Below are 18946 nucleotides of genomic sequence, written 5' to 3' on the forward strand. Positions count from 1 at the left end.
CGCGCTCAGCATCTATGTCAACGGCGATTGACTTAGCGGGTCTGGCGGGCGCTTGTAGCAGGAACGCATCTAGGCGGGTCCGGCGGGCCAGTCTGCCCATTGGCCCCCGTTCGTGTAGAGATATGCAGATGACCGACCCTGCACTACTCGTTCGCTCAAGGCCTCGCAGGCGTGACGCCGAAGCCACTCGCCAGGCCATCCTTGAGGCCGCGAAAAAGCAATTCGCGCTCGTGGGTTACGACTGCACCTTGCGCGACATAGCCGGCGAAGCAGGCGCTGACGTAGCGCTGGTGAAGCGCTATTTCGGCGGCAAGGAGGCCCTGTTCGTCGAGGCGCTGAAGGCCTCGTTTGGATCAGATGACCTAAGCGAATGGGATCGCCAGACCTTCGCCCGAGAGATCGCGACGATGTTGGCCGATAGCCCGCATGCCGATGAGGCGCGGACCCACCGGTTCCAGTTCCTGCTCCGCGCGGCGACGTCGCCGACGACTGCTCCGCTGCTCAACGTCCTGGTCCAAGAACGTTTCCTGGGGCCGATCCGCGAGTGGCTTGGCGGCGTCGACGCCCAGGCTCGCGCCCGCGTTTTCGCGGCGAGCTACATCGGGTTTCTGGTGGAACGCCTGATCCGCGGCGAAGCGCTGCAAGGGCGCGAGCGCGAGATCTTCATTGATCGGGTGAGCGCGATATTCACGGTGCTGACCGCCGAAGCCGGCCCAGCCTGAGGGCCCCGAAAGAATCCATCGAGGATTTAGCGCTTAGCGGCCAACCGGGTCCGAGGCAGACTGCCGACGACAACTGCATAGGCGTCGGAGATCACCATGTTCATCGCGATGAATCGCTTCCAGGTGTTGCGCGGACAGGAAGCAGCGTTCGAGGCCGTCTGGCTCTCGCGGGAAACTCACTTGGAGACCGTTCCGGGCTTCCTGGAGTTCAGCCTGCTGCGCGGACCCGAACGCGAAGATCACACGCTCTACGCTTCCCACTCGACATGGGCCTCACGAGCGGCGTTTGAGGACTGGACCAAGTCGGAGGCGTTCCGGCTGGCGCATCGCGGGGCCGGCGACAACAAGCCGCTCTATATGGGCCATCCGCAGTTCGAGGGCTTTGAGACACTGCAGAAAGTCGCGGCGGCGACCGCCCGCTAGGACGCCGGTCGCCGCCGCTTTTGGGGCGGACGGCTGCTACAAGCTGGTCCAGATCGCGGCGGCCATTCCGAGCCCACGTTCGTCGCCGATCGTCGTGACGCCCATCCGGTTCATGGCGAAGGCGTAGGTGGCCCGTGCGGCCATGTCGATGATGATCAGCGAGCCGCCATAGCCGCCCCAGAAGATGCACTCCGGACCTGGCAGTGGGATCATCGGCGCCAGGCCAAACCCCAGGCCGAAGCGGGCAGGCATGCCGAGCACAAGATCGACTCCCTCGACCTGCGGTTCCAGGGCTTTGCGGCAACCGGCCTCTGACAGAAGGCGCTTGCCATTGGCCACTCCCCCATTGGCCAGCAGCATGTGGATCTGCGCGATGGACCGCGCATTCCCCTGCCCGTTCACCGCCGGCATTTCCGCCGCCCGCCAAGCTCGGGTTCGGGTTTCCAGCGGATTGGTCGCCGGATTGGTCATGACGTTGATGAGCAGCGGACTTGGCTCTCCCAGGTCAGCCGGAACTCCGGCGGTCGGCGGGATCAAGTCGGCGACCCGCGCGTCGTGCTGGGGACCCATGCCGATGTGGAAATCGGCCCCAAGCGGTTCTGCGATCTCCTCGCGGAAGACCGTGCCAAGCGAACGCCCGGTGATCCGCCGGACCACCTCCCCCACCAGATAGCCTTGAGTCGTGGCGTGGTAGCCGGGCGCGGTCCCCGGCTCCCAGAACGGCGCCTGAGCCGCCAGCAGCGCCGTCGCCTTATCCCAGTCATAGAGGTCCTCTTGCGTTACTGGCTCTCGCCAGCCGGAGAGACCGGAAGAATGGGCCATCAACTGCCCCACCTTGACCGCCGCCTTTCCGTTGGCCGCGAATTCCGGCCAGTAGCGAGCGACCGGCGCGTCGAAGTCGAGTTCGCCGCGATCCGCCAGCAGTAGAGCGGTCAAGGCGGTCATCGTCTTGGTGGTCGAATAGACGTTGACCAGGGTGTCCGCTTCCCAGGGACGCGTTCGAGCTTCATCGGCCCAGCCGCCCCAGATATCGACCACAGTCTCGCCTTCGATCGTGGCCGCGAAGCTCGCCCCGACGTCAGCCCCGCTGGCCAGATTGGCTTCGAACAGGCCGATGACTGCGTCGAAACGCGGATCGCACGATCCAGATACAGACATTGTGGTCATGAGCGATCGGCTCCTCGGCTGAAAACAGGTCTCTTGGGATCGCGCATCACCAGTCAACTCCCACGGTCACGCCGAAGGTGCGCGGCGCGCTGTAGATCTTCGTTCCAAAGCCCAGGCCCGTAAGATCGATCACCTGGGTGAGGTAACGCTCGTCGGTCAGGTTCTTGCCCCACACCGAGAAAGTCCAAGCCGAGCCCGCGGACGACAGCCGGATGTTGCCATCGTAGCTCCAGTAGCCAGGTGTCTTGGCGATCTGGGTATTCTCCGAGTCCCGGAAGGCGCTGGTGGCATGGCTCGGTTGGAACGTGATCTGGGCGACGTAGTCGTTGGGCAGATGGACGTCATACGACGCCGAACCCTTGAAGCTGAACTTGGGAGCATTCGGCATCTGGTTGCCGTTTTGAACCACACCCGCCGCGTTGACGAATTCGCCAAGCTCGGAGTCGAGGATCCCAATCGCGGCCTGCAGGGTGAGGTCCTGCGTCGGCCGCCACGCGACATCGGCGTCGATGCCCATGATGGTCGCCTCATCCACATTGCCCAGGATCTGGATTGGAATGAAGCCGACCGTAGACCGCTTGAAGGTCTGGATGTCGCGGTAGTCGTAGTAGAACCCGCTCATGTTGACCTGAAGCGAGCGCTGCAAGAGCGCGAGCTTCACCCCGAGTTCGTAGGAGGTGAGCTTTTCCGGGTCATAGGGCAGCAGCTGCCGCGGATCGGTGGCGAGACCCGAGAAGAACCCGCCGCTCTTCTGGCCCTGAGAGATCGAGGCGTAGATCAGGCTGTCGTCGTTGGGCGTGTAGTTCAGCCCCACCGTGCCGGTGAGGTTTTTGTCGCTGATGGTCTGGTCGATCGCCGCGAGAGTGAAGGGTTGGCTGCAGCCGCCACACAGCGCGCTGGCGCCAAACGTATTCAGGTCGAAGGAGCCGCCAGCGTAATGGCGTTCCTCCCAAGTGTAGCGCAGGCCCAGAACCCCAGTCAGTTTCGGGGTGATGGCGTAGAGCCCATGAGCGAAGGCGGCCGCCGACTTCGTCGTCTGGTCCGCGGTGATCAGGGTGTTGGTGTTGAACAGCGCCTGGTTCTGTCCGACGGACGAGTAGGTGTAGTGATCCCACGAGTAGAAACCGCCCACGATCCAGTCCAGCGGACCGGACTTTCCGCCTAGCCTGACCTCTTGGGAGAACTGGTCGATGGCGTACTTATTCAGATAGTCGAGGATGGGCGCCGGTGTCGTATCGATGTTCGCGTCTGTGCGCTGGATGAAGCTGCGATAACCGGTGACGCTGGTCAGAGTCAGATCGCCGATGTCTAGATCGTTGCGCCAAGTGACATCCCAACCGTCGCTGTTCAGGATAGGCTTGCGATCCCAGTCTCCCTTGTAGGGATCTCCGTCGCGGTCGGTGTAGCCCAGGAAGTTCGTGCAGTTCGTATCGTCGGTACGGCCGGCGAGAACTGAGGCGCACGTCGTGAAGGTGGTGGGATCAATGGCGCCGAAGAACGCCGTCTGCCCCTGCTGTCCTCGCTGCCGCAGTCCTTCGACCTTGAAGAGGCTGCGGAAGTCCTCGGTTGGGGTCCAGAGCAGCATCGCCCGACCGGTCTGGATGCTCTGCTTGCCAATGGTCCCCGGCAGCAGCCGGCTCTCCCAATAGCCGTCCTGCTGCTCGATCAACTTACCCGACACCCGCAAGGCGAGGGTGTCCGAGATTGGCATGTTGAGCATGCCGTCCAAGGTGAAGGTGTTGTAGTTGCCGTAGCCTAGCTGCGCGCGGCCGCCCGCATCTGGGGTCGGCGCCGCTGAAATGAAATTGATAGCTCCCGCGGTGGAGTTGCGGCCGTAGAGCGTCCCTTGCGGCCCCTTCAGAACCTCGACACGGTCCAGGTCGAACAGTTGGCCGTTCATCATCACCACGGTCGAGAGGAAAACCTCGTCGACATAGATCCCCGCCGGTGGACTGGTGTTGCCGCCAAAGTCGTTGAGCCCCACGCCGCGGATCGTCACGACCGGCAGCACGCCTGGCGCGTTCTGCTTGATGTCGACGTTGGGAACGATGTTGATCGCCTCCGACATGTTTTGGAGGTGTCGCTGGGCGATGGCGTCGCCGGAAACCGCCGTGATGGTGGCCGGCACGTCCTGAACGCTGACGGCGCGCCGGTCGGCGGTGACCACGATTTCCTCGATCGGCGGGGGCGTTGGGGTTTGCGCTAGCGCGGTCTGCGCCGCGCACAGTCCCGCCAACGATACGGTGCAGAGAAGCGCCCAGCGGCGCGTGGCCGCAAGGGCGGCTCTGGTGGTTCCTGAGTGCATTCCGTTCCCCGTCCCGAACTGCGTCGGCTTTTAGTTACGATTAGGTGCGCACATTCCGCAAATCGTTACGGTGTCGTCAAGGGGCTTTCGAACCGGTACAGTTCCGCCCTCATTCGAAACTTCTCTGGAGCTAGCTTGGACGAGCAGAAGACAAGGTCGCGCCCCGAGAACCGGGAGCAGCAAATTCTGGATGTCGCCTCTCGGCACCTGAACACCATGGGTGTTTCGGTGGAGTGGTTCGGAGAGATCGCGGCCGAGTTGGGACTGACCCGGCCGGCGATCTACAAGTACTTCGCCGATCGGGAAGACCTGCTGTTCCGGTGCTATGCGGACGCGTGCGACATGATGAGTGCACGTCTGGACGCCGCCATCAGGTCAACCTCCAGTTCCGCCGAGGCCTTGTCTGCTTTCCTGAGCAGCACTGACGACGCGGCCCACGAACCGGCGGTGCTCAGCGAGATGATGGCTCTACCGCTCGACAAGCGCGAGGTGATCTGGGGCCGCCAGCAGGCGATTGTTCAGCGGATCGCCGGGCTGATTGAGACGGGGGTGGCGGCGAAGACATTTCGCCCGGTCGACGCGAGCATCGTGAGCCACGCGATCCTAGGACTGGTCAGTTGGGCGCCGATCTACCGGCGATGGGCGCCCGCCGCGAATCTCGAACTCGTCGCGATCGGATCGAGCGAAGTTCTGTTTCACGGTCTCGCCGCCAACAAGGCCGCCCGGGTGCGGAAGCTTGATCCCCTGGCTCCACTCGCCCCGCCCCACGCCGATATCTTCAATAGGAATGCCGTCGACGCCGCCAAACGCGAAGGCATTCTCATCGCCGCCTCGTTGCTGTTCAACCAGCGCGGGATCGGCGCGACCCGCATGGAGGATGTCAGTGCGGCGGTCGGCCTGAGCAAGCGGGCGATCTATCATCATATCGGGCAGAAGCAGGATCTCATCGACGCCTGCGTCGAGCGTGCCTACGCCCACTTCCTTGGTGTGATGGCGGCCGGCGAGCGATCAGACGCCTCGCGACTGGACGTAGTCTATGCCGCGGTGCGCGACATCGTTTGGGCGGCGAGCGAGCCTTCCGTCTGCGTCCTGGCCCCTCACGTCGGGTTTGGCTTGTTGAGCGTGGGCGAACGTCAGGCGGCTGTCGGCTATGCTCAACAGTTGACGGACGGATACCGCAGATTGCTGGCGCAAGGCGTCGCGGAGGCCAGCCTGCGCCCCATGCCCATCGACGCGATTATCGCGAGTCTGCCTGGGGCCTTTTCGTGGGCCGCCAATGGTCCCGAGCAGACCCCGGCGGCGCGCGTCCACATCGCCGACGAGGTCGCCACGCTGGTCACGCACGGGCTGTACCGGGATGTACCCTAAGGGCACATCCCGGCCTTCACCGGAGCGGTCCGGCTGACAGGCGCCACCCGGCGACTACTGCCGGGACATCTCGGCGCGCGCCTGGGCGCGAACCTCACCGCCCGTGGGCGACCCGCCGACCTCGAAGACGACCGTATCGATCTTACCGCCATAGATGAACGGCGCGACGTATCCTTCGCAGACCGGCGCCAGGCTGCGGCCCAGATCCATCCCGATGCTGGAGAGCATGGCCAACATGCGTGGCAACTTTCCTGCAGCGACTTGCTCGCCATCAACGGTGAGCGCGAGATCCGCCCCGCCGGCTTCGTCGCGCTCGACGACCAGTTCGATGCTGTGCTTGCCTGGGGATAGCGACTTGCTGGCGGTCAGGTGAGTGTGCTCGTGGAATGCGTTGTAATCGAAATGCAATTTACCATCGGAGATGTAGATCACATAGCCGCTGTTGATGGTGCCGCGAGAGACCAGGGCTCCATCACCGTTTTCCGGCGGATGCTCCAGCTCGACAATCGTGCGCCACCCCCGCGCCACCGGCGGACAGGCGTCGGCCACGACGCGGGTGATCGGGGGCCTGTAGACGAAACGGCGCCGTGAGCTGGGCAAACCGGGGCGCATGGAAGAGCGGAACAGCGCCAGGGCCCCCCGATCGTCCAGCGGAAGGACGCCGTGTTCCTCGGCCTCCTGCCACCACTGGTCTATCATGGCCTTCAAACGCTCGGGTTCCTGCGCCGCGAGATCATTCGTTTCCGAGAAGTCCTCGGCGAGATTGTAGAGCTCCCAGGTATCTTCATCGAACGAGACCCCGGAGGCGTGCCGCGTGACGGCCTTCCAGCCATCCATGTAGAGGCCGCGGTGTCCCCCCATCTCGAAATACTGCGGACCTCGATCCACCTTGGCGCCGGACGACTGGAACGTTGGCGCGAAACTGGTCCCGTGCAGCGGGGTCTGCGGCACGCCCCCAACGACATCCGGTGCGGCGAGGCCAAGAGCCTCAAGAATGGTCGGGGTGACGTCGATGGCGTGACAGAACTGGGTGCGGGTCTCCCCGGCCCCCTCGATCTTTCCCGGCCAGTGGATAACGAGAGGATCGCGCACCCCGCCACCGTGGGTATTCTGCTTGTACCAACGCAGCGGCGTGTTGCCGACCTGGGCCCAACCCCACGGAATATTGGAGTGGCTGTTCGGTCCGCCGATATCGTCGAGGCGTTCAACCGCGTGGTCGATGTTCTCCGGAATCCCGTTGAACCACTTCATCTCGTCCAGCACGCCGGCCGCGCCGCCTTCCTGGCTGGCTCCGTTGTCGGAGAGCACGAGGAACAGCGTGTTCTCCCACTTGCCGAGGCTCTTCAACTGCTCGATCACCCTGCCGATCTGGTGGTCGGTGTGGTCGAGCATCGCAGCGAAGGCTTCCTGAAGACGCGCCGCAAACTTCTGCTCGTTGGTCGAGAGGTCGTCCCAGGCCTTCACGCCCGGATTTCGCGGCGACAATTCGGTGTCGGCCGGAATGACGCCCAGGGCTTTTTGTTTGTCGAACCAGCGCGCGCGCTCGACATCCCAACCGGCGTCGAAGCGGCCCTTGTACTTGTCGAGATAGGCCTGCGGCGCCTGGTGAGGAGCGTGCGTCGCCCCGAAGGCGAGGTAGAGGAAGAATGGTCGTTCCGGCACAAGCGAGGTCAGGTCCCGGATGAAGCCGCCAGCCTGGTCGGTGATGTCCTCGGAGACGTGATAGCCTTCCTCGGGGGTATAGGGCGGATCAATGTGATGGTTGTCGTAGGTCAGTTCTGGGTGGAACTGATCGGTCTCGCCCTGCAGAAACCCGTAATAGCGGTCAAAGCCGCGCTGAAGCGGCCAGTTGGCGAACGGCCCGGCGGCTGTGCATTCCGCCATCGGCGCGAGGTGCCACTTGCCGGCGGCGAAGGTGGCGTAGCCGTTCTCTCGAAGGATTTCCGGCAGGGTCGCGGCGGTCTTAGGAATGGCCCCGCGCATGTTCGGGTAGCCAGTATCGAAATTGGAGACCGAGCGCATACCCACGGCGTGGTGGTTGCGGCCGGTGAGCAGGCAGGCTCGGGTCGGCGAGCAAAGCGAGGTGGTGTGGAAGCCGGTGTACTTCAGGCCCCCGGCGGCCAGGGCATCCACATTCGGAGTCTCAATCGTCGAGCCGTAGCAACCAAAGTGCGAAAAGCCGGTGTCGTCCAGAACCACAACAACCACGTTGGGCGCGCCTGGCTTCATGGGCGACGGCGGCCACCAAGGTTGGGATTCCTGTACGGTGCGCCCGATGACGCCCTGAAACGCGTCGCGTTCGGAAACCTTGTCGGTCATCTCGCCGTCCCTTGAAATGGTTGTGTTCCGCGCCTGCTAGACACGCGCCCGGATCAGACCATCGATCACGGCGACGATCTCGCCTGGGCAATCTTCCTGCAGGAAGTGACCACCTTTGAGCGTGACATGGGGCTGACCTTTGGCGCCCGGGATCCGGGATTGGAAGGCTGCCTCCCCGCCTCGCGTGATGGCGTCGCCATCGCTGAAGGCGGTGATCACGGGCTTGTCGAATGCCTCCAGCACCTTCCAAGCGGCGAGATTTTCGGCCACCGAGCCATGCTCGGGCGTCACAGGGACCAGCATCGGAAACTGCCTGGCCCCCTCCTTGTAGGTCTCGTCCGGGAACGGCGCGTCATAGGCGGCGATCTCTGTGGGCGAGAGGTCCCGGCCCGAGCCGCCGCTGACAAAGGCGCCGATCGGCATCTGCGGGACGTTCTGGCTGATGTCCAACCAGGCCTTGAACCCGGGCGTCATCCCCGAACCGGTCGGCAGGCCGGTATTGGCGATCACTAGTCCGGAGAAGCGTTCCGGGTAGGCGGCCACCAAGCGCAAGCCGATGAGGCCGCCCCAGTCTTGGCAGAAGAGCGTGAGATCCGTCAGGTCGAGGCCGGTGAGCCATTGGCTCATCCAGTCGACGTGGCGTTCGTAGGTGTAGTCGGTGCGCAAGGCCGGCTTGTCCGAGCGACCAAAGCCGATCAGGTCAGGCGCGACGACTCGGAAGCCCTGGGCGGCGAGCCCGGCTATGATCTTGCGATAGAGGTAGGACCATGACGGCTCGCCATGCATCAGCAGCACGGTCGGGGCGTCGCGCGGCCCCTCATCGACATAGGCGACGCGCAGCGTCGTCCCGTCGGCGGCGATCACATCGCGATAGTGTGGCGCATAGGGCCAGTCCGGCAGATTGGTGAATCGGTCGTCTGCTGTTCTCAGCACCTGCATGGCGTCCACCCTGTCGCGCCGCTGTTCGCACGGCTGTATATATTGGCACAATGGGTGCCATTATGTCGATATAAGGTCAAGCGGGACCAGATCGGCGCTTCAGGGAACACAGATTTGCGGGTGGGCTATCTTTGGCGCAGCATGGCGGTCGCACGAGAGGAACCCCATAATGCGACGCGTGGCCGAAGCGGCGTTTGTCTACTTCTGCGTCCTGTTCACTGGACTAGGCATTGCGAAGGTCGTCCGCGATGTCTTCGAGCTTCTGGGAATTGAGCCGCTGTTGGGGCAGCTTGTCGGCGCCTTGCTGGTCGCTTTCTTGCTGTTGCCTGCCGCAGGCTTCGCGGTCCGCACCTTCGACATAGCTCCGACCGCTGCGCAGCGATTGGGTGTCGGCGTCGCAGCGGTGCTGTTGATGTTTGCCGTCGGCGTTGTCGAGTTGGTGTTTTTTCGGCGTTTCTTCGAGGCGGATATCGCACGGCCGACCGACAATGCCTCTACGCTCATCACGCTTGGCCTGTTGGTGTTTGCTGCGGTCCTGCCGCTGTTTCGCGAGCGTCATGGCCCGCGCTGAACCAACGCTAAAGGGTGGGCTTCAGGAGTATCTGCAAGCTACTGGCGGAGGGCCACGCCAAACCGCGCGCGCCCAGTTTGAGCAAGGCCGGTTCGTCCACGGCGCTGGCGTCATTGAGCGCGGCGCAGATGCGTCCCGCGCGTAGCTCGGCCTGGAGAATATTGTCCCGCCCGCCCAAGGCCGCGGCCCAACGATCAAGATCGATCGGATGGGATGGAGACTTGGACGCCGGCCTTTGAATGGTGCTTTGGCCGACAAGCGCACCGCGCATCTCGCCGGCGACCTGATCGGCGATCGGGCCCACCACGACCTGGAGGGCCTTGTCCGAAGGCCGAACCATTCCCCGCGAACCAAGCTCCTTGAGCGCCTGTTCGTTCACGGCCTTCTGATCCACCAGGATCAGACGCAGCCTTGTGGTGCGGGCGTCGACCAGCCCCGCCGAGAAGCCGAAGCCGAAGCCGAAGCCGAAGCCGAGCTTTACGTCCAGCACGCTCATGACGATGAACGACAGGCCGGTCAGCAACGCGTGGATCGCGTACAGCACCGGAGCCAGGAACATGAAGCTGAATTCGATAGGCTCCGTCACCCCCGTCAGGAAGGTGGTCATCGCCAGCTTCAAAAGGCGCTGCGGGAGGCCATCGCCAATCAGGTGCTCGGCCCCGACGACGCTCTGCCCGCCGAGCGCGACTTCGCCGATGATCTCGGAGTCTCGCGCATCACGGTGCGCAAGGCCTTGGACGGGCTGGTCAGCGAAGGCTTGCTGATTCGCCGGCAGGGTGCAGGCACCTTCGTGGCGGTGCGCGTCGAGAAGAGCTTCTCCAAGCTCTCCTCCTTTACCGAAGACATGATCTCGCGCGGCCGGGTCCCACATTCGACCTGGCTTTCGCGCAGCGAGGGCCAGGTCACTCCGGAGGAGTCCCTGACCCTGGGGCTTTCACCTGGCGCGCCGGTCTATCGTTTCAGCCGGATCCGCTATGCCGACGGCGCGCCGATGGCGTTGGAATACTCAACCCTGGCTGCCTTCTGCATGCCCAGTTCGGACTTCGTCGAAACCTCGCTCTACGAGGCTTTGGAGAAGACGGGGCATCGGCCGGTGCGCGCCTTGCAGCGCCTGCGCGCGGTGCTCTTCACGTCCGAACAGGCCGAGCTTCTGAAAGTGGCGCCCCGTGATCCGGGCCTGCTGATCGAGCGTCGCGGATTCCTCAAGGATGGGCGAGCCGTCGAGGTCACTCAGTCCTATTATCGCGGCGACGCCTACGACTTCGTCGCCGAGCTGAACGCCATCTGACGTGAACACGCTGCGGCCTGGAGAACGCGCTTGCCCCTGACGCCCCCTGCCCCGGAAACCACGCGGATGTTTCGCGAGGCCGCTGAAGCGCCGGTCATGGTCGCCAGGCTCCTCGCCGCCAATAGCCCGCTGGTCCAAGCGCTGGGCGCAGCGTTGCGCGCCAATCCCCCTCGCGCCGTGGTCACTTGCGCCAGAGGGTCGTCCGATCACGCCGCCACCTACGCCAAGTATTTGATCGAAACCTCGACAGGCGTGCTGACCTCTTCGGCGGCGCTATCGGTCAGCTCGGTCTACGCCGCTGAGCCCAAACTCGAGGGCGTGCTTTACCTGGCCATATCGCAGTCGGGACAGAGCCCGGACCTGCTCGCCGCCGTCGAGGCGGCCAAGCAGGCTGGAGCGCTGGTTGTCGCACTGGTCAATGATGAGGCCTCGCCCTTGGCGGCGCTCGCCGACCACGTATTGCCGCTGCACGCCGGACCTGAAATCAGCGTCGCGGCGACCAAGTCCTACATCGCCGCCCTGACTGGGATCGCCCAACTGGTCGCGGCGTGGAGTCAGAACTCCGGGCTCGAGAAGGCGCTTGAGGAACTGCCGGCGGTCTTGAGCCAGGCCTGGACGCTAGACTGGGCGCCGGCCTCTGATCGCCTCAGGACCGCCACCAACCTCTATGTGCTGGGACGCGGCGTCGGCTTTGGGATCGCACAGGAGGCGGCGCTCAAATTCAAGGAAACCTGCGGGCTGCATGCAGAGGCCTTCAGCGCCGCCGAAGTGATGCATGGCCCTATGGCCCTAGTGCAACGCGGCTTCCCGGTCCTGGTCTTCGCCCAGGAAGATCAGAGCCAGGCCAGCGTCCTGGAGCTCGCTGAGGATCTGATGGCGCGGGGCGTCGATGTGATGGTGGCGGGCGGCGGAAGCGGCCCTGGCGTCCTGCCCACGGTGAAAACGCACCCAAATCTTGAACCGATCGCGCGCATTCAGAGCTTCTATCGGATGGCCAACGCACTTTCGATTCTGCGCGGGCACGACCCGGACAAGCCGCCCCACCTGAACAAGGTGACCGAGACGATCTGATGGCTGTAGCTCTCGTCAATGGCCAGGTGCTGACCGACGCCCAGTTCGAACCCGTTACCGTGGTTATCGAGGGTGATCGCATTATCGCGGTCGGCCGCGACATCGATCTCGCGACGACAACGGCGCAGGTCGATCTTGAGGGCGACTTCCTGCTTCCCGGCTTCCTGGACACCCAGGTCAATGGCGGCGGCGGCCTCCTCTTCAATGACGCACCGACTGTGGAGACGATCGCCACCATCGGCGCGGCTCATCGGCGATATGGGGTCACCGGCTTCCTGCCGACGCTGATCAGCGACGATCTGGAGAAGGTCGTCTGCGCGATTGAGGCGGTCGATCAGGCCATCGAAACTGGCGTCCCGGGCGTGCTGGGCATCCACATCGAGGGCCCATTCCTGAGCGAACGCCGAAAGGGCGTTCACGACGCCTCGAAGTTCCGCACTCTTGATGAGGCGGCGCTCACGCTACTGACATCATCGCGCCGCGGCCGAACCTTGGTCACCCTGGCGCCCGAGACCACCACGCCGGAAATGATCGGCCGGTTGGCGGGCGCCGGCGTCACGGTCGCGGCAGGGCATACCAATGCAACCTATGAGCGGTTGATCGAAGCGCTGAGCGCCGGCGTCACAGGTTTCACCCACCTGTTCAACGCCATGTCGCCGTTGGCCAATCGCGAGCCCGGCGCGGTCGGTGCGGCGCTGGACCATCAGGACAGTTGGTGCGGCGTAATCATCGACGGCCGCCACATCCACCCGGCCGCCCTGCGCATCGCCTTCCGCGCGAAACGGCATGACCGTTTCATGCTGGTGACCGACGCCATGCCCAGTGTTGGCATGGTGGATAAGAACTTCACGATCCAAGGCCGTCCCATCCGGGTGGTGAACGGGGTCTGTGTTGATGAAAACGGGACCTTGGCGGGTTCGGATCTCGACATGGCGAGCGCGGTGCGAAACGCCGTCGAACTGACAGGCCTCGACCTGGCCGACGCAGCGGCTATGGCCTCGACGAATCCGGCCGCGTTCCTTGGGCTGGGCAAGGAGCTGGGAAGGATCGCGCCGGGGTACCGCGCCAACCTCACCCTGCTCGACCGCGGCCTCAAGGCGACGCGCACCTGGATCGACGGAAGCGCGGCCTGAGTGGAAAGGGCTCCACAATCGGCGGCGGCTGTCCTAAAGCAGCTCCGTGATCCGGGCACTCGATCAGCGCAGAGGAAAATCGGGCGGCATCTTCATGGTGCTCGCCGCCTTGGCGCTTGCGATCAAGGTGATGATCCCCGCTGGGTTCATGACCGCCCCGCCAGCCTCCGACGAGCTTCCCTTCGCCCTGGTCCTCTGCACCTCACAGGGCGCCGTCACGGTGGAGCCCGGCGATCTAACAGCGCCGTCGCATGATGACCAAGGCTCCAAGTCCGACGTCGCGCACGATAGTCCCTGCGCGTTTGCTGGGCATGGCGCCGGGGCGCCGCCGCCGAACCTGCTCGATGCGCACAGCGTCGAGTTCGTCGCCTATCGCGCGCCGGCCGCCAGCCGGATGGTCCATTTGGCGCCCGGCCGCGGTCTCTCCGCGCCGCCGCTGCCTGCACGCGGTCCTCCAGCCCAGCTGATCTGACGCGGCGGCCTCTCGGCCGAGCGCGCTTTCGCACGTCCGCCGCTCGCCCGCGGCCCAAGTCGTGCGCTTCCTGTCCCTCCCCTTTACCGCCGCTCGCGGAGCTGCGGTCGCCTCCAGCCAGGAGTCCCTCCATGAAAGCTCTTCTCGCCCTCATTCCGCTGGCCCTTGTCGCGGCCTGTGATCGCGCGGCCCAAACCGCGCCAACCGTGACCGTCGCCGACGCCTGGTGCCGCGCTGCGCCTGCGGGCGCCCCGACCGGCGGTTGCTATGTCACCCTGACCGCCAGCGCCGACGACAAGTTGATCGCCGTCGAGACCATGGCCGCCGAACGGGCCGAAATCCACAGCATGGACATGACCGACGGCGTCATGCGGATGCGCAAGCTTGACGACCTGGCCTTGCCGGCCGGAAAGGCCGTCATGCTATCGCCGGGCGCCGAACACCTGATGATCATCGCTCCCAAGGCCACTCTGGCGGATGGCGGCGTGGTTCCGTTGACGTTCAAGTTCGCCAAGGCCCCAGTCCAGAGCATTGAGGCCCCGATCCGCGCCGCCGGCGGAATGGATCACAGCATGGCGCATGGCCAATGAAGCCGCGCCTTCGTATCCTGATCGGCTGCTTTGTCCTGGCCTTGGGGTTGTTCGCCGCGGTCGCCTTCATGCAGCTTCGGCAGGCGCCTAGCCCTACCGTTGCAGCCGTTGAGATTGGCGGGCCGTTCCAGCTCGTCGACACTGCGGGACGGCCAGTCACGGAAAAAACGCTGCTGGGCAAGCCGTCGGCGGTCTTCTTTGGCTTCACCTATTGCCCGGAGGTCTGCCCGACCACGCTGACCGAGATCACCGCGGCGCTGAACGCACTCGGCGCCGACGCCGACAAGCTGAATGTCGTCCTGGTCTCGGTCGATCCTGAGCGCGACACTCCCGAGCAGATGAAGCTCTACCTGTCGAACTTCGATTCCCGCATCCAGGGCTTCACAGGCACGCCGGAGGCCGTGGCCAAGGCGGCGAAGGCCTACCGCGTCTATTACAGGAAGGTCCCCGTCGATGGCGGCGAATACACCGTCGATCATTCGTCGGCTGTCTATCTGTTCGACAAGAAGGGCCGTTTCGTCGAGCCGATCGCCTATGGCGCCCCGCATGATCGCGTGGTCGCGCAACTGAAGAAGCTCGTGACCCAGGGCTAAATCGGCGGCGAAGGGTGTCGAGCTTGGCGTCCAACTGCACATGGGCAATTACTTCGGCCGGGCGAACCAGATCGTGATGCTGATCGCCTGCCTGGGCGTGGTCATGCTGTCGGTCACGGGGCCGATCATGTGGTGCCGACGCCGCCACGAAAGGTGGGCTGGGCGCGCCGCGTGAACTCACCCCACCCCAGCTTCGGACCCTCGCCCTGATCACCTTGGCGCTGGCCGTGGTCTTTCCGCTGGTCGGCGCTTCGCTGGTCGTCGTTCTCGGGCTTTACGAGGTTCTCCGCCGTTTCGGCGGACCCCGGACCTTGTCGCAGGACAACGCCTAGTCGGTTTGACCGCATCCCACGGCCTGATAGGCTTTTCTGAACAACGATAAGTCTGGGAGGCCCCGGTGGCAGAGACGCGTCTACCCAAGGCCTGCATCATTGGGGCGGGATGCTCCGGCTTCACGACCGCCAAGCGGTTGAAGGATTTCGGAATCCCCTACGACTGCTTCGAGATCTCAGACGAAGTGGGAGGCAACTGGTACTACAAGAACCCGAACGGGATGTCGGCTTGCTACGAGAGCTTGCACATCGACACTTCGAAATGGCGCCTCGCCTTCGAGGACTACCCCGTTCCGGCCGATTGGCCGGACTTTCCGCACCACGCCCAGTTGCATCAGTACTTCAAGGACTATGTCGATCACTTCGGCTTGCGGGAGACGATCACCTTCCGCACCGCGGTCGAGAAGGCCAAGCGCAATGCCGAGGGATTGTGGGAAGTCACTCTGTCGACCGGCGAGACGCGGCTCTACGACGTTCTGTTCGTCTGCAATGGCCACCACTGGAGCCCGCGGATTCCGAACTACACCGGCGAGTTCGACGGCGCGGCCTTCCATAGCCACGCCTATTCCGACCCGTTCGACCCGGTGGACATGCGCGGCAAGAATGTCGTGGTCGTCGGCATGGGCAACTCGGCGATGGATATCGCCTCTGAGCTTTCCCAGCGGCCGATCGCCAGAAACCTGTGGGTCTCGGCTCGGCGCGGGGTCTGGGTTCTGCCGAAGTACATGAACGGTAAACCGGCCGACAAATCGGCCATGCCCTCCTGGATGCCCAAGAAACTAGGCTTGGCCATGGCGCGCAAGGTCATCAAGAAGGCCATCGGCGCCATGGAGGACTATGGCCTGCCCAAGCCTGACCATGAACCGCTGGAAGCTCATCCTTCGGTCAGCGGCGAATTCCTGACCCGCGCGGGCTGCGGCGACATCAAGTTCAAGCCGGCGATCGAGGCGCTGGACGGCGATCAGGTCCGGTTCGCCGATGGCACGGTCGAGGATGTCGACGTGATCATCTTCGCCACCGGCTACGACATGCGCTTCCCATTCTTCGACGATCCGGCCCTCGCCCCCGATGGCGACCATCGGTTGCCGCTGTTCAAGCGGATGATGAAGCCGGGCGTGCCGAACCTCTTCTACATGGCGCTGGCCCAGCCGTTGCCCACCCTGGTGAACTTCGCAGAGCAGCAGGCCAAGCTGGCCGCCGCCTATCTCGCCGGGCTCTATCTGCCGCCTTCGCCCTCGGAGATGGAGCAGGTCATCATCAAGGACGAGGCGATCCACCTTGGCCAATATTATCGGTCCAAGCGGCACACCATCCAGGTCGATTTCAACGCCTATGTGTCCGACCTGCACAAGGAGATCGCCAAAGGCGCCAAGCGCGCCAATGCGGCGGGCAATCGGCTACCTGTACCAGGCCGAGTCGTCGACGTGTTGGCTCAACGCCCGGTAAGCGCCAGCTAGGAAGGCAGCGCCAAGTCGCCCTCGGCGATCTGGCGTAGGGTCTCAACGAAGAACGTTGGCTCCAGGGCGGTCACCCGCGCCTCAAGACTTTCAGCGGTCTCCCCGGACTGCAGCGGAACCGAGCGCCGCGCGATCACCGGACCATGATCGTAGATCTCATCGACCGCATGGATGGTGACGCCGCTCTCAGCGACTCCGGCGGCGATCACCGCTTCATGGACCCGGCGCCCATACATGCCCTCGCCCCCAAACGCCGGCAGAGTCCCCGGATGTATGTTGAGGACACGGTTGCGGTAGCGGCCAAGAGTCTTGGGGCCCAGCCGTCGCAGATAGCCCGAGGCGATGATCAGATCGACGCCGGCGGCCTTCATGGCCTCGCACAGCCGTGCGTCGGCGGCTTCTGGATCGCCTTGGGTAGGGATGACCAAGGTCGGCATGCCGCATGCGGCCGCAAACTCCAGCGCGCCGGACTTCTTGTTGTTGCTCACCAGCAGTCGCGGCTCGGCGGCCAGTTCTCCAGCTTTGATCGCCTCAAGCATCGCCCGCATGCTGGACCCATTCTTGGACGCCAAAAAGCCAAGCTTAAGCGGCGGATAACTAATCATAAATTGCCGTTCAATTGATGTTCGAACCTCAAGCCGTCGAAGGCCGGCTCAACCCCGGCCGGCAATTTTCCGGCGAGATCGTCGAAGTCGAGGTCGATATGCATGTTGGTCAGGATCGCACGGCGCGGCTTGACGCGTTCGATCCACTCAAGGGCCATATCGACATGGGCGTGGGTCGGATGCGGTCCCCAACGCAAGGCGTCGACAATCCACACATCCAGGTCCGCCAGCGCGTCGAACGCCGCCTCGTCAAGCCCGACGACATCGCTGGAATAGGCCACATTTCCAAAGCGGTAGCCAAGAGACCTAACGCCGCCGTGATCCTGGTCGAACGTCGTAACCGGGATGACGCCAGACGGCCCCTCGATCGCCCAAGCCTCGCCATGTGGCGGCACGATCTTGATATCGCCAATCGCCGGATAGCCGCCTTCGCCTACGAAGATGTACCCAAAGCGCCGACGCATGGATTCGGCGGTCGCTTCGTCCATGTGGCAACCGATCCGGGCGCGTTGGCGGATGAAGAAGGCGCGAATGTCGTCGATCCCGTGGGTCTGATCGGCATGGTCGTGGGTCAGCAGAACCCCGTCCATCCGCTTGGCGCCGGCGTCCGATGTCTGAGACACAAGATCGGGCGAAGTATCGACAATCAAAGTCGTTTCGGACTCGGGGCTCACACCCTTCCGGCGAACCAGCAGCGAACAGCGGCGGCGACGGTTCTTCGGATTGGCGGGATCGCAGTCGCCCCAATCACCGTCCGCCCGCGGCACCCCGCCCGATGAACCGCAGCCAAGGATCGTGAACTCAAGCGCGCCGCTCATGGCCGGGGGATCCTGTCGAACAACGCAAAAAAAGCGTCCTCGGTGTTCTGCTCGGCTTCCTGCGCCGACCAGCCGCGAATTTCCGCGAGCTTTGCGAGCACCGCCGGCAGATAGGCAGGTTCATTGCGCCGCCCCCGATGCGGGATAGGGGCCAGATAGGGGCAGTCCGTTTCCACGATAATTCGGTCGGCGGGCATATCACGCACCACGGCGCGAACGTCCTCGGCCGCCTTGAAGGTGGCGATGCCAGACACCGAGAACCAAGCGCCCAACGCCGCGGCCCGCGCCGCAAGTTCGGCGCCGGACGTGTAGCAGTGCATCAACATCTTGAAGGCGCCGCGGGCGTATTCCTCCTCCAGGATGTCGCCCATCAGTTGGTCGGCCTCGCGCGTGTGGACCACCAACGGCAGGCCGGTTTCACGCGCCGCGGCGACATGGGCCCGGAAAACCTTGGCCTGGATGTCGCGCGGGCTGAGATCGTAGTGGAAATCCAGCCCCGTCTCGCCAATCCCGACCACACGCGGATCGGCGGCCAGCGCCACCAGTTCGGCGGCCGAAAGCTCCGGGTTCTCCTTGGCCTCGTGCGGATGGGTGCCGACCGTGCACCAGATGTCCGGGTGATCGGCCAAGGCGCGCACGGCTTTGAAGTGGGAGACCTTGTCGCTGATATTGACCATCAGGGCGATCCCAGCCGCGCGGGCTCGGGCGATCACCTCATCCCGATCTTCATCGAAGTGGGGAGCGTGCAGGTTGACGTGGCTGTCGATCAGCAT

Annotated in this window: 19 protein-coding genes and 1 pseudogene; 12 read left to right on the plus strand and 8 right to left on the minus strand. The window is 64.2% G+C overall.

Going from position 1 to position 18946, the window contains the following annotated elements; all coding sequences use genetic code 11:
- The first annotated feature begins 128 nt into the window (after positions 1–128).
- Both Q8M13_RS11105 and Q8M13_RS11110 read left to right on the plus strand, forming a co-directional pair.
- Entirely contained in the window at positions 129–722 is a 594-nt protein-coding gene (locus tag Q8M13_RS11105; RefSeq protein ID WP_305300017.1) for a TetR family transcriptional regulator, read from the plus strand.
- Between the two features lie 96 nt (positions 723–818).
- Complete coding sequence (locus Q8M13_RS11110) at positions 819–1145, plus strand: antibiotic biosynthesis monooxygenase (protein WP_305300018.1); 327 nt, start codon at positions 819–821, stop codon at positions 1143–1145.
- Positions 1146–1181: 36 nt separating this feature from the next.
- Here Q8M13_RS11110 and Q8M13_RS11115 read toward each other — a convergent pair whose 3' ends face one another.
- Together Q8M13_RS11115 and Q8M13_RS11120 are read right to left on the minus strand one after the other, a co-directional pair.
- Positions 1182–2312 carry a serine hydrolase domain-containing protein gene (locus Q8M13_RS11115; protein ID WP_305300019.1) on the minus strand — a complete coding sequence of 377 codons (1131 nt, stop codon included), beginning with the start codon at positions 2310–2312 and terminating at the stop codon, positions 1182–1184.
- A gap of 46 nt (positions 2313–2358) precedes the next feature.
- A complete protein-coding gene (locus Q8M13_RS11120) occupies positions 2359–4617 on the minus strand; it encodes a TonB-dependent receptor (RefSeq protein ID WP_305300020.1) in 2259 nt (752 codons plus the stop codon).
- A gap of 135 nt (positions 4618–4752) precedes the next feature.
- Here Q8M13_RS11120 and Q8M13_RS11125 point away from each other — a divergent pair, with 135 nt between their 5' ends.
- Positions 4753–5985 carry a TetR/AcrR family transcriptional regulator gene (locus Q8M13_RS11125; protein ID WP_305300021.1) on the plus strand — a complete coding sequence of 411 codons (1233 nt, stop codon included), beginning with the start codon at positions 4753–4755 and terminating at the stop codon, positions 5983–5985.
- A gap of 54 nt (positions 5986–6039) precedes the next feature.
- On the opposite strand, the gene Q8M13_RS11130 is transcribed toward Q8M13_RS11125, so the two are convergent.
- Both Q8M13_RS11130 and Q8M13_RS11135 read right to left on the minus strand, forming a co-directional pair.
- On the minus strand, positions 6040–8304 hold the full coding sequence (locus Q8M13_RS11130) for an arylsulfatase (protein WP_305300022.1): 2265 nt from the start codon (positions 8302–8304) through the stop codon (positions 6040–6042).
- Positions 8305–8340: 36 nt separating this feature from the next.
- Positions 8341–9243, minus strand: a complete 903-nt coding sequence (locus Q8M13_RS11135; RefSeq protein WP_305300023.1) for a haloalkane dehalogenase — start codon at positions 9241–9243, stop codon at positions 8341–8343.
- Positions 9244–9421: 178 nt separating this feature from the next.
- Here Q8M13_RS11135 and Q8M13_RS11140 point away from each other — a divergent pair, with 178 nt between their 5' ends.
- Positions 9422–9814 (plus strand): hypothetical protein, encoded by a 393-nt coding sequence (locus Q8M13_RS11140; protein WP_305300024.1) that lies wholly within the window; start codon positions 9422–9424, stop codon positions 9812–9814.
- Between the two features lie 7 nt (positions 9815–9821).
- On the opposite strand, the gene Q8M13_RS21045 is transcribed toward Q8M13_RS11140, so the two are convergent.
- Entirely contained in the window at positions 9822–10421 is a 600-nt protein-coding gene (locus Q8M13_RS21045; RefSeq protein WP_370870028.1) for a hypothetical protein, read from the minus strand.
- Positions 10422–10463: 42 nt separating this feature from the next.
- Here Q8M13_RS21045 and Q8M13_RS11150 point away from each other — a divergent pair, with 42 nt between their 5' ends.
- From Q8M13_RS11150 to Q8M13_RS11185, 8 genes and pseudogenes are all read left to right on the plus strand, one after another.
- Complete coding sequence (locus Q8M13_RS11150) at positions 10464–11102, plus strand: GntR family transcriptional regulator (RefSeq protein ID WP_305300025.1); 639 nt, start codon at positions 10464–10466, stop codon at positions 11100–11102.
- Between the two features lie 66 nt (positions 11103–11168).
- Entirely contained in the window at positions 11169–12173 is a 1005-nt protein-coding gene (locus Q8M13_RS11155) for an SIS domain-containing protein (protein WP_305300110.1), read from the plus strand.
- Positions 12173–13306, plus strand: coding sequence for an N-acetylglucosamine-6-phosphate deacetylase (gene nagA, locus Q8M13_RS11160; RefSeq protein WP_305300026.1), 1134 nt, complete (start codon positions 12173–12175; stop codon positions 13304–13306). The genes Q8M13_RS11155 and nagA overlap by 1 nt, the downstream gene beginning before the upstream one ends.
- Positions 13307–13352: 46 nt before the next feature.
- Positions 13353–13778 (plus strand): DUF2946 family protein, encoded by a 426-nt coding sequence (locus tag Q8M13_RS11165; RefSeq protein ID WP_305300027.1) that lies wholly within the window; start codon positions 13353–13355, stop codon positions 13776–13778.
- Between the two features lie 131 nt (positions 13779–13909).
- On the plus strand, positions 13910–14368 hold the full coding sequence (locus tag Q8M13_RS11170; protein ID WP_305300028.1) for a copper chaperone PCu(A)C: 459 nt from the start codon (positions 13910–13912) through the stop codon (positions 14366–14368).
- Entirely contained in the window at positions 14365–14961 is a 597-nt protein-coding gene (locus Q8M13_RS11175; RefSeq protein ID WP_370870029.1) for an SCO family protein, read from the plus strand. Before Q8M13_RS11170 ends, Q8M13_RS11175 begins: the two co-directional genes overlap by 4 nt.
- Positions 14962–14977: 16 nt before the next feature.
- Positions 14978–15136, plus strand: a pseudogene (locus tag Q8M13_RS11180) (PepSY domain-containing protein); the annotation flags it as partial.
- Between the two features lie 222 nt (positions 15137–15358).
- Positions 15359–16750 carry an NAD(P)/FAD-dependent oxidoreductase gene (locus Q8M13_RS11185; RefSeq protein WP_305300029.1) on the plus strand — a complete coding sequence of 464 codons (1392 nt, stop codon included), beginning with the start codon at positions 15359–15361 and terminating at the stop codon, positions 16748–16750.
- On the opposite strand, the gene Q8M13_RS11190 is transcribed toward Q8M13_RS11185, so the two are convergent.
- Genes Q8M13_RS11190 through Q8M13_RS11200 form a run of 3 tightly spaced genes read right to left on the minus strand, consistent with a single transcriptional unit; the run spans position 16747 to position 18946 of the window.
- Complete coding sequence (locus Q8M13_RS11190; RefSeq protein ID WP_305300030.1) at positions 16747–17355, minus strand: phosphoribosylglycinamide formyltransferase; 609 nt, start codon at positions 17353–17355, stop codon at positions 16747–16749. The two genes, Q8M13_RS11185 and Q8M13_RS11190, sit on opposite strands and share 4 nt — an antisense overlap.
- Entirely contained in the window at positions 17352–18173 is an 822-nt protein-coding gene (locus Q8M13_RS11195) for an MBL fold metallo-hydrolase (protein ID WP_305300031.1), read from the minus strand. The genes Q8M13_RS11190 and Q8M13_RS11195 overlap by 4 nt, the downstream gene beginning before the upstream one ends.
- Positions 18170–18946 carry a TatD family hydrolase gene (locus Q8M13_RS11200; protein WP_305300032.1) on the minus strand — a complete coding sequence of 259 codons (777 nt, stop codon included), beginning with the start codon at positions 18944–18946 and terminating at the stop codon, positions 18170–18172. Before Q8M13_RS11200 ends, Q8M13_RS11195 begins: the two co-directional genes overlap by 4 nt.

The sequence above is a fragment of the Phenylobacterium sp. genome (assembly GCF_030681155.1).
Taxonomy (GTDB): domain Bacteria; phylum Pseudomonadota; class Alphaproteobacteria; order Caulobacterales; family Caulobacteraceae; genus Phenylobacterium.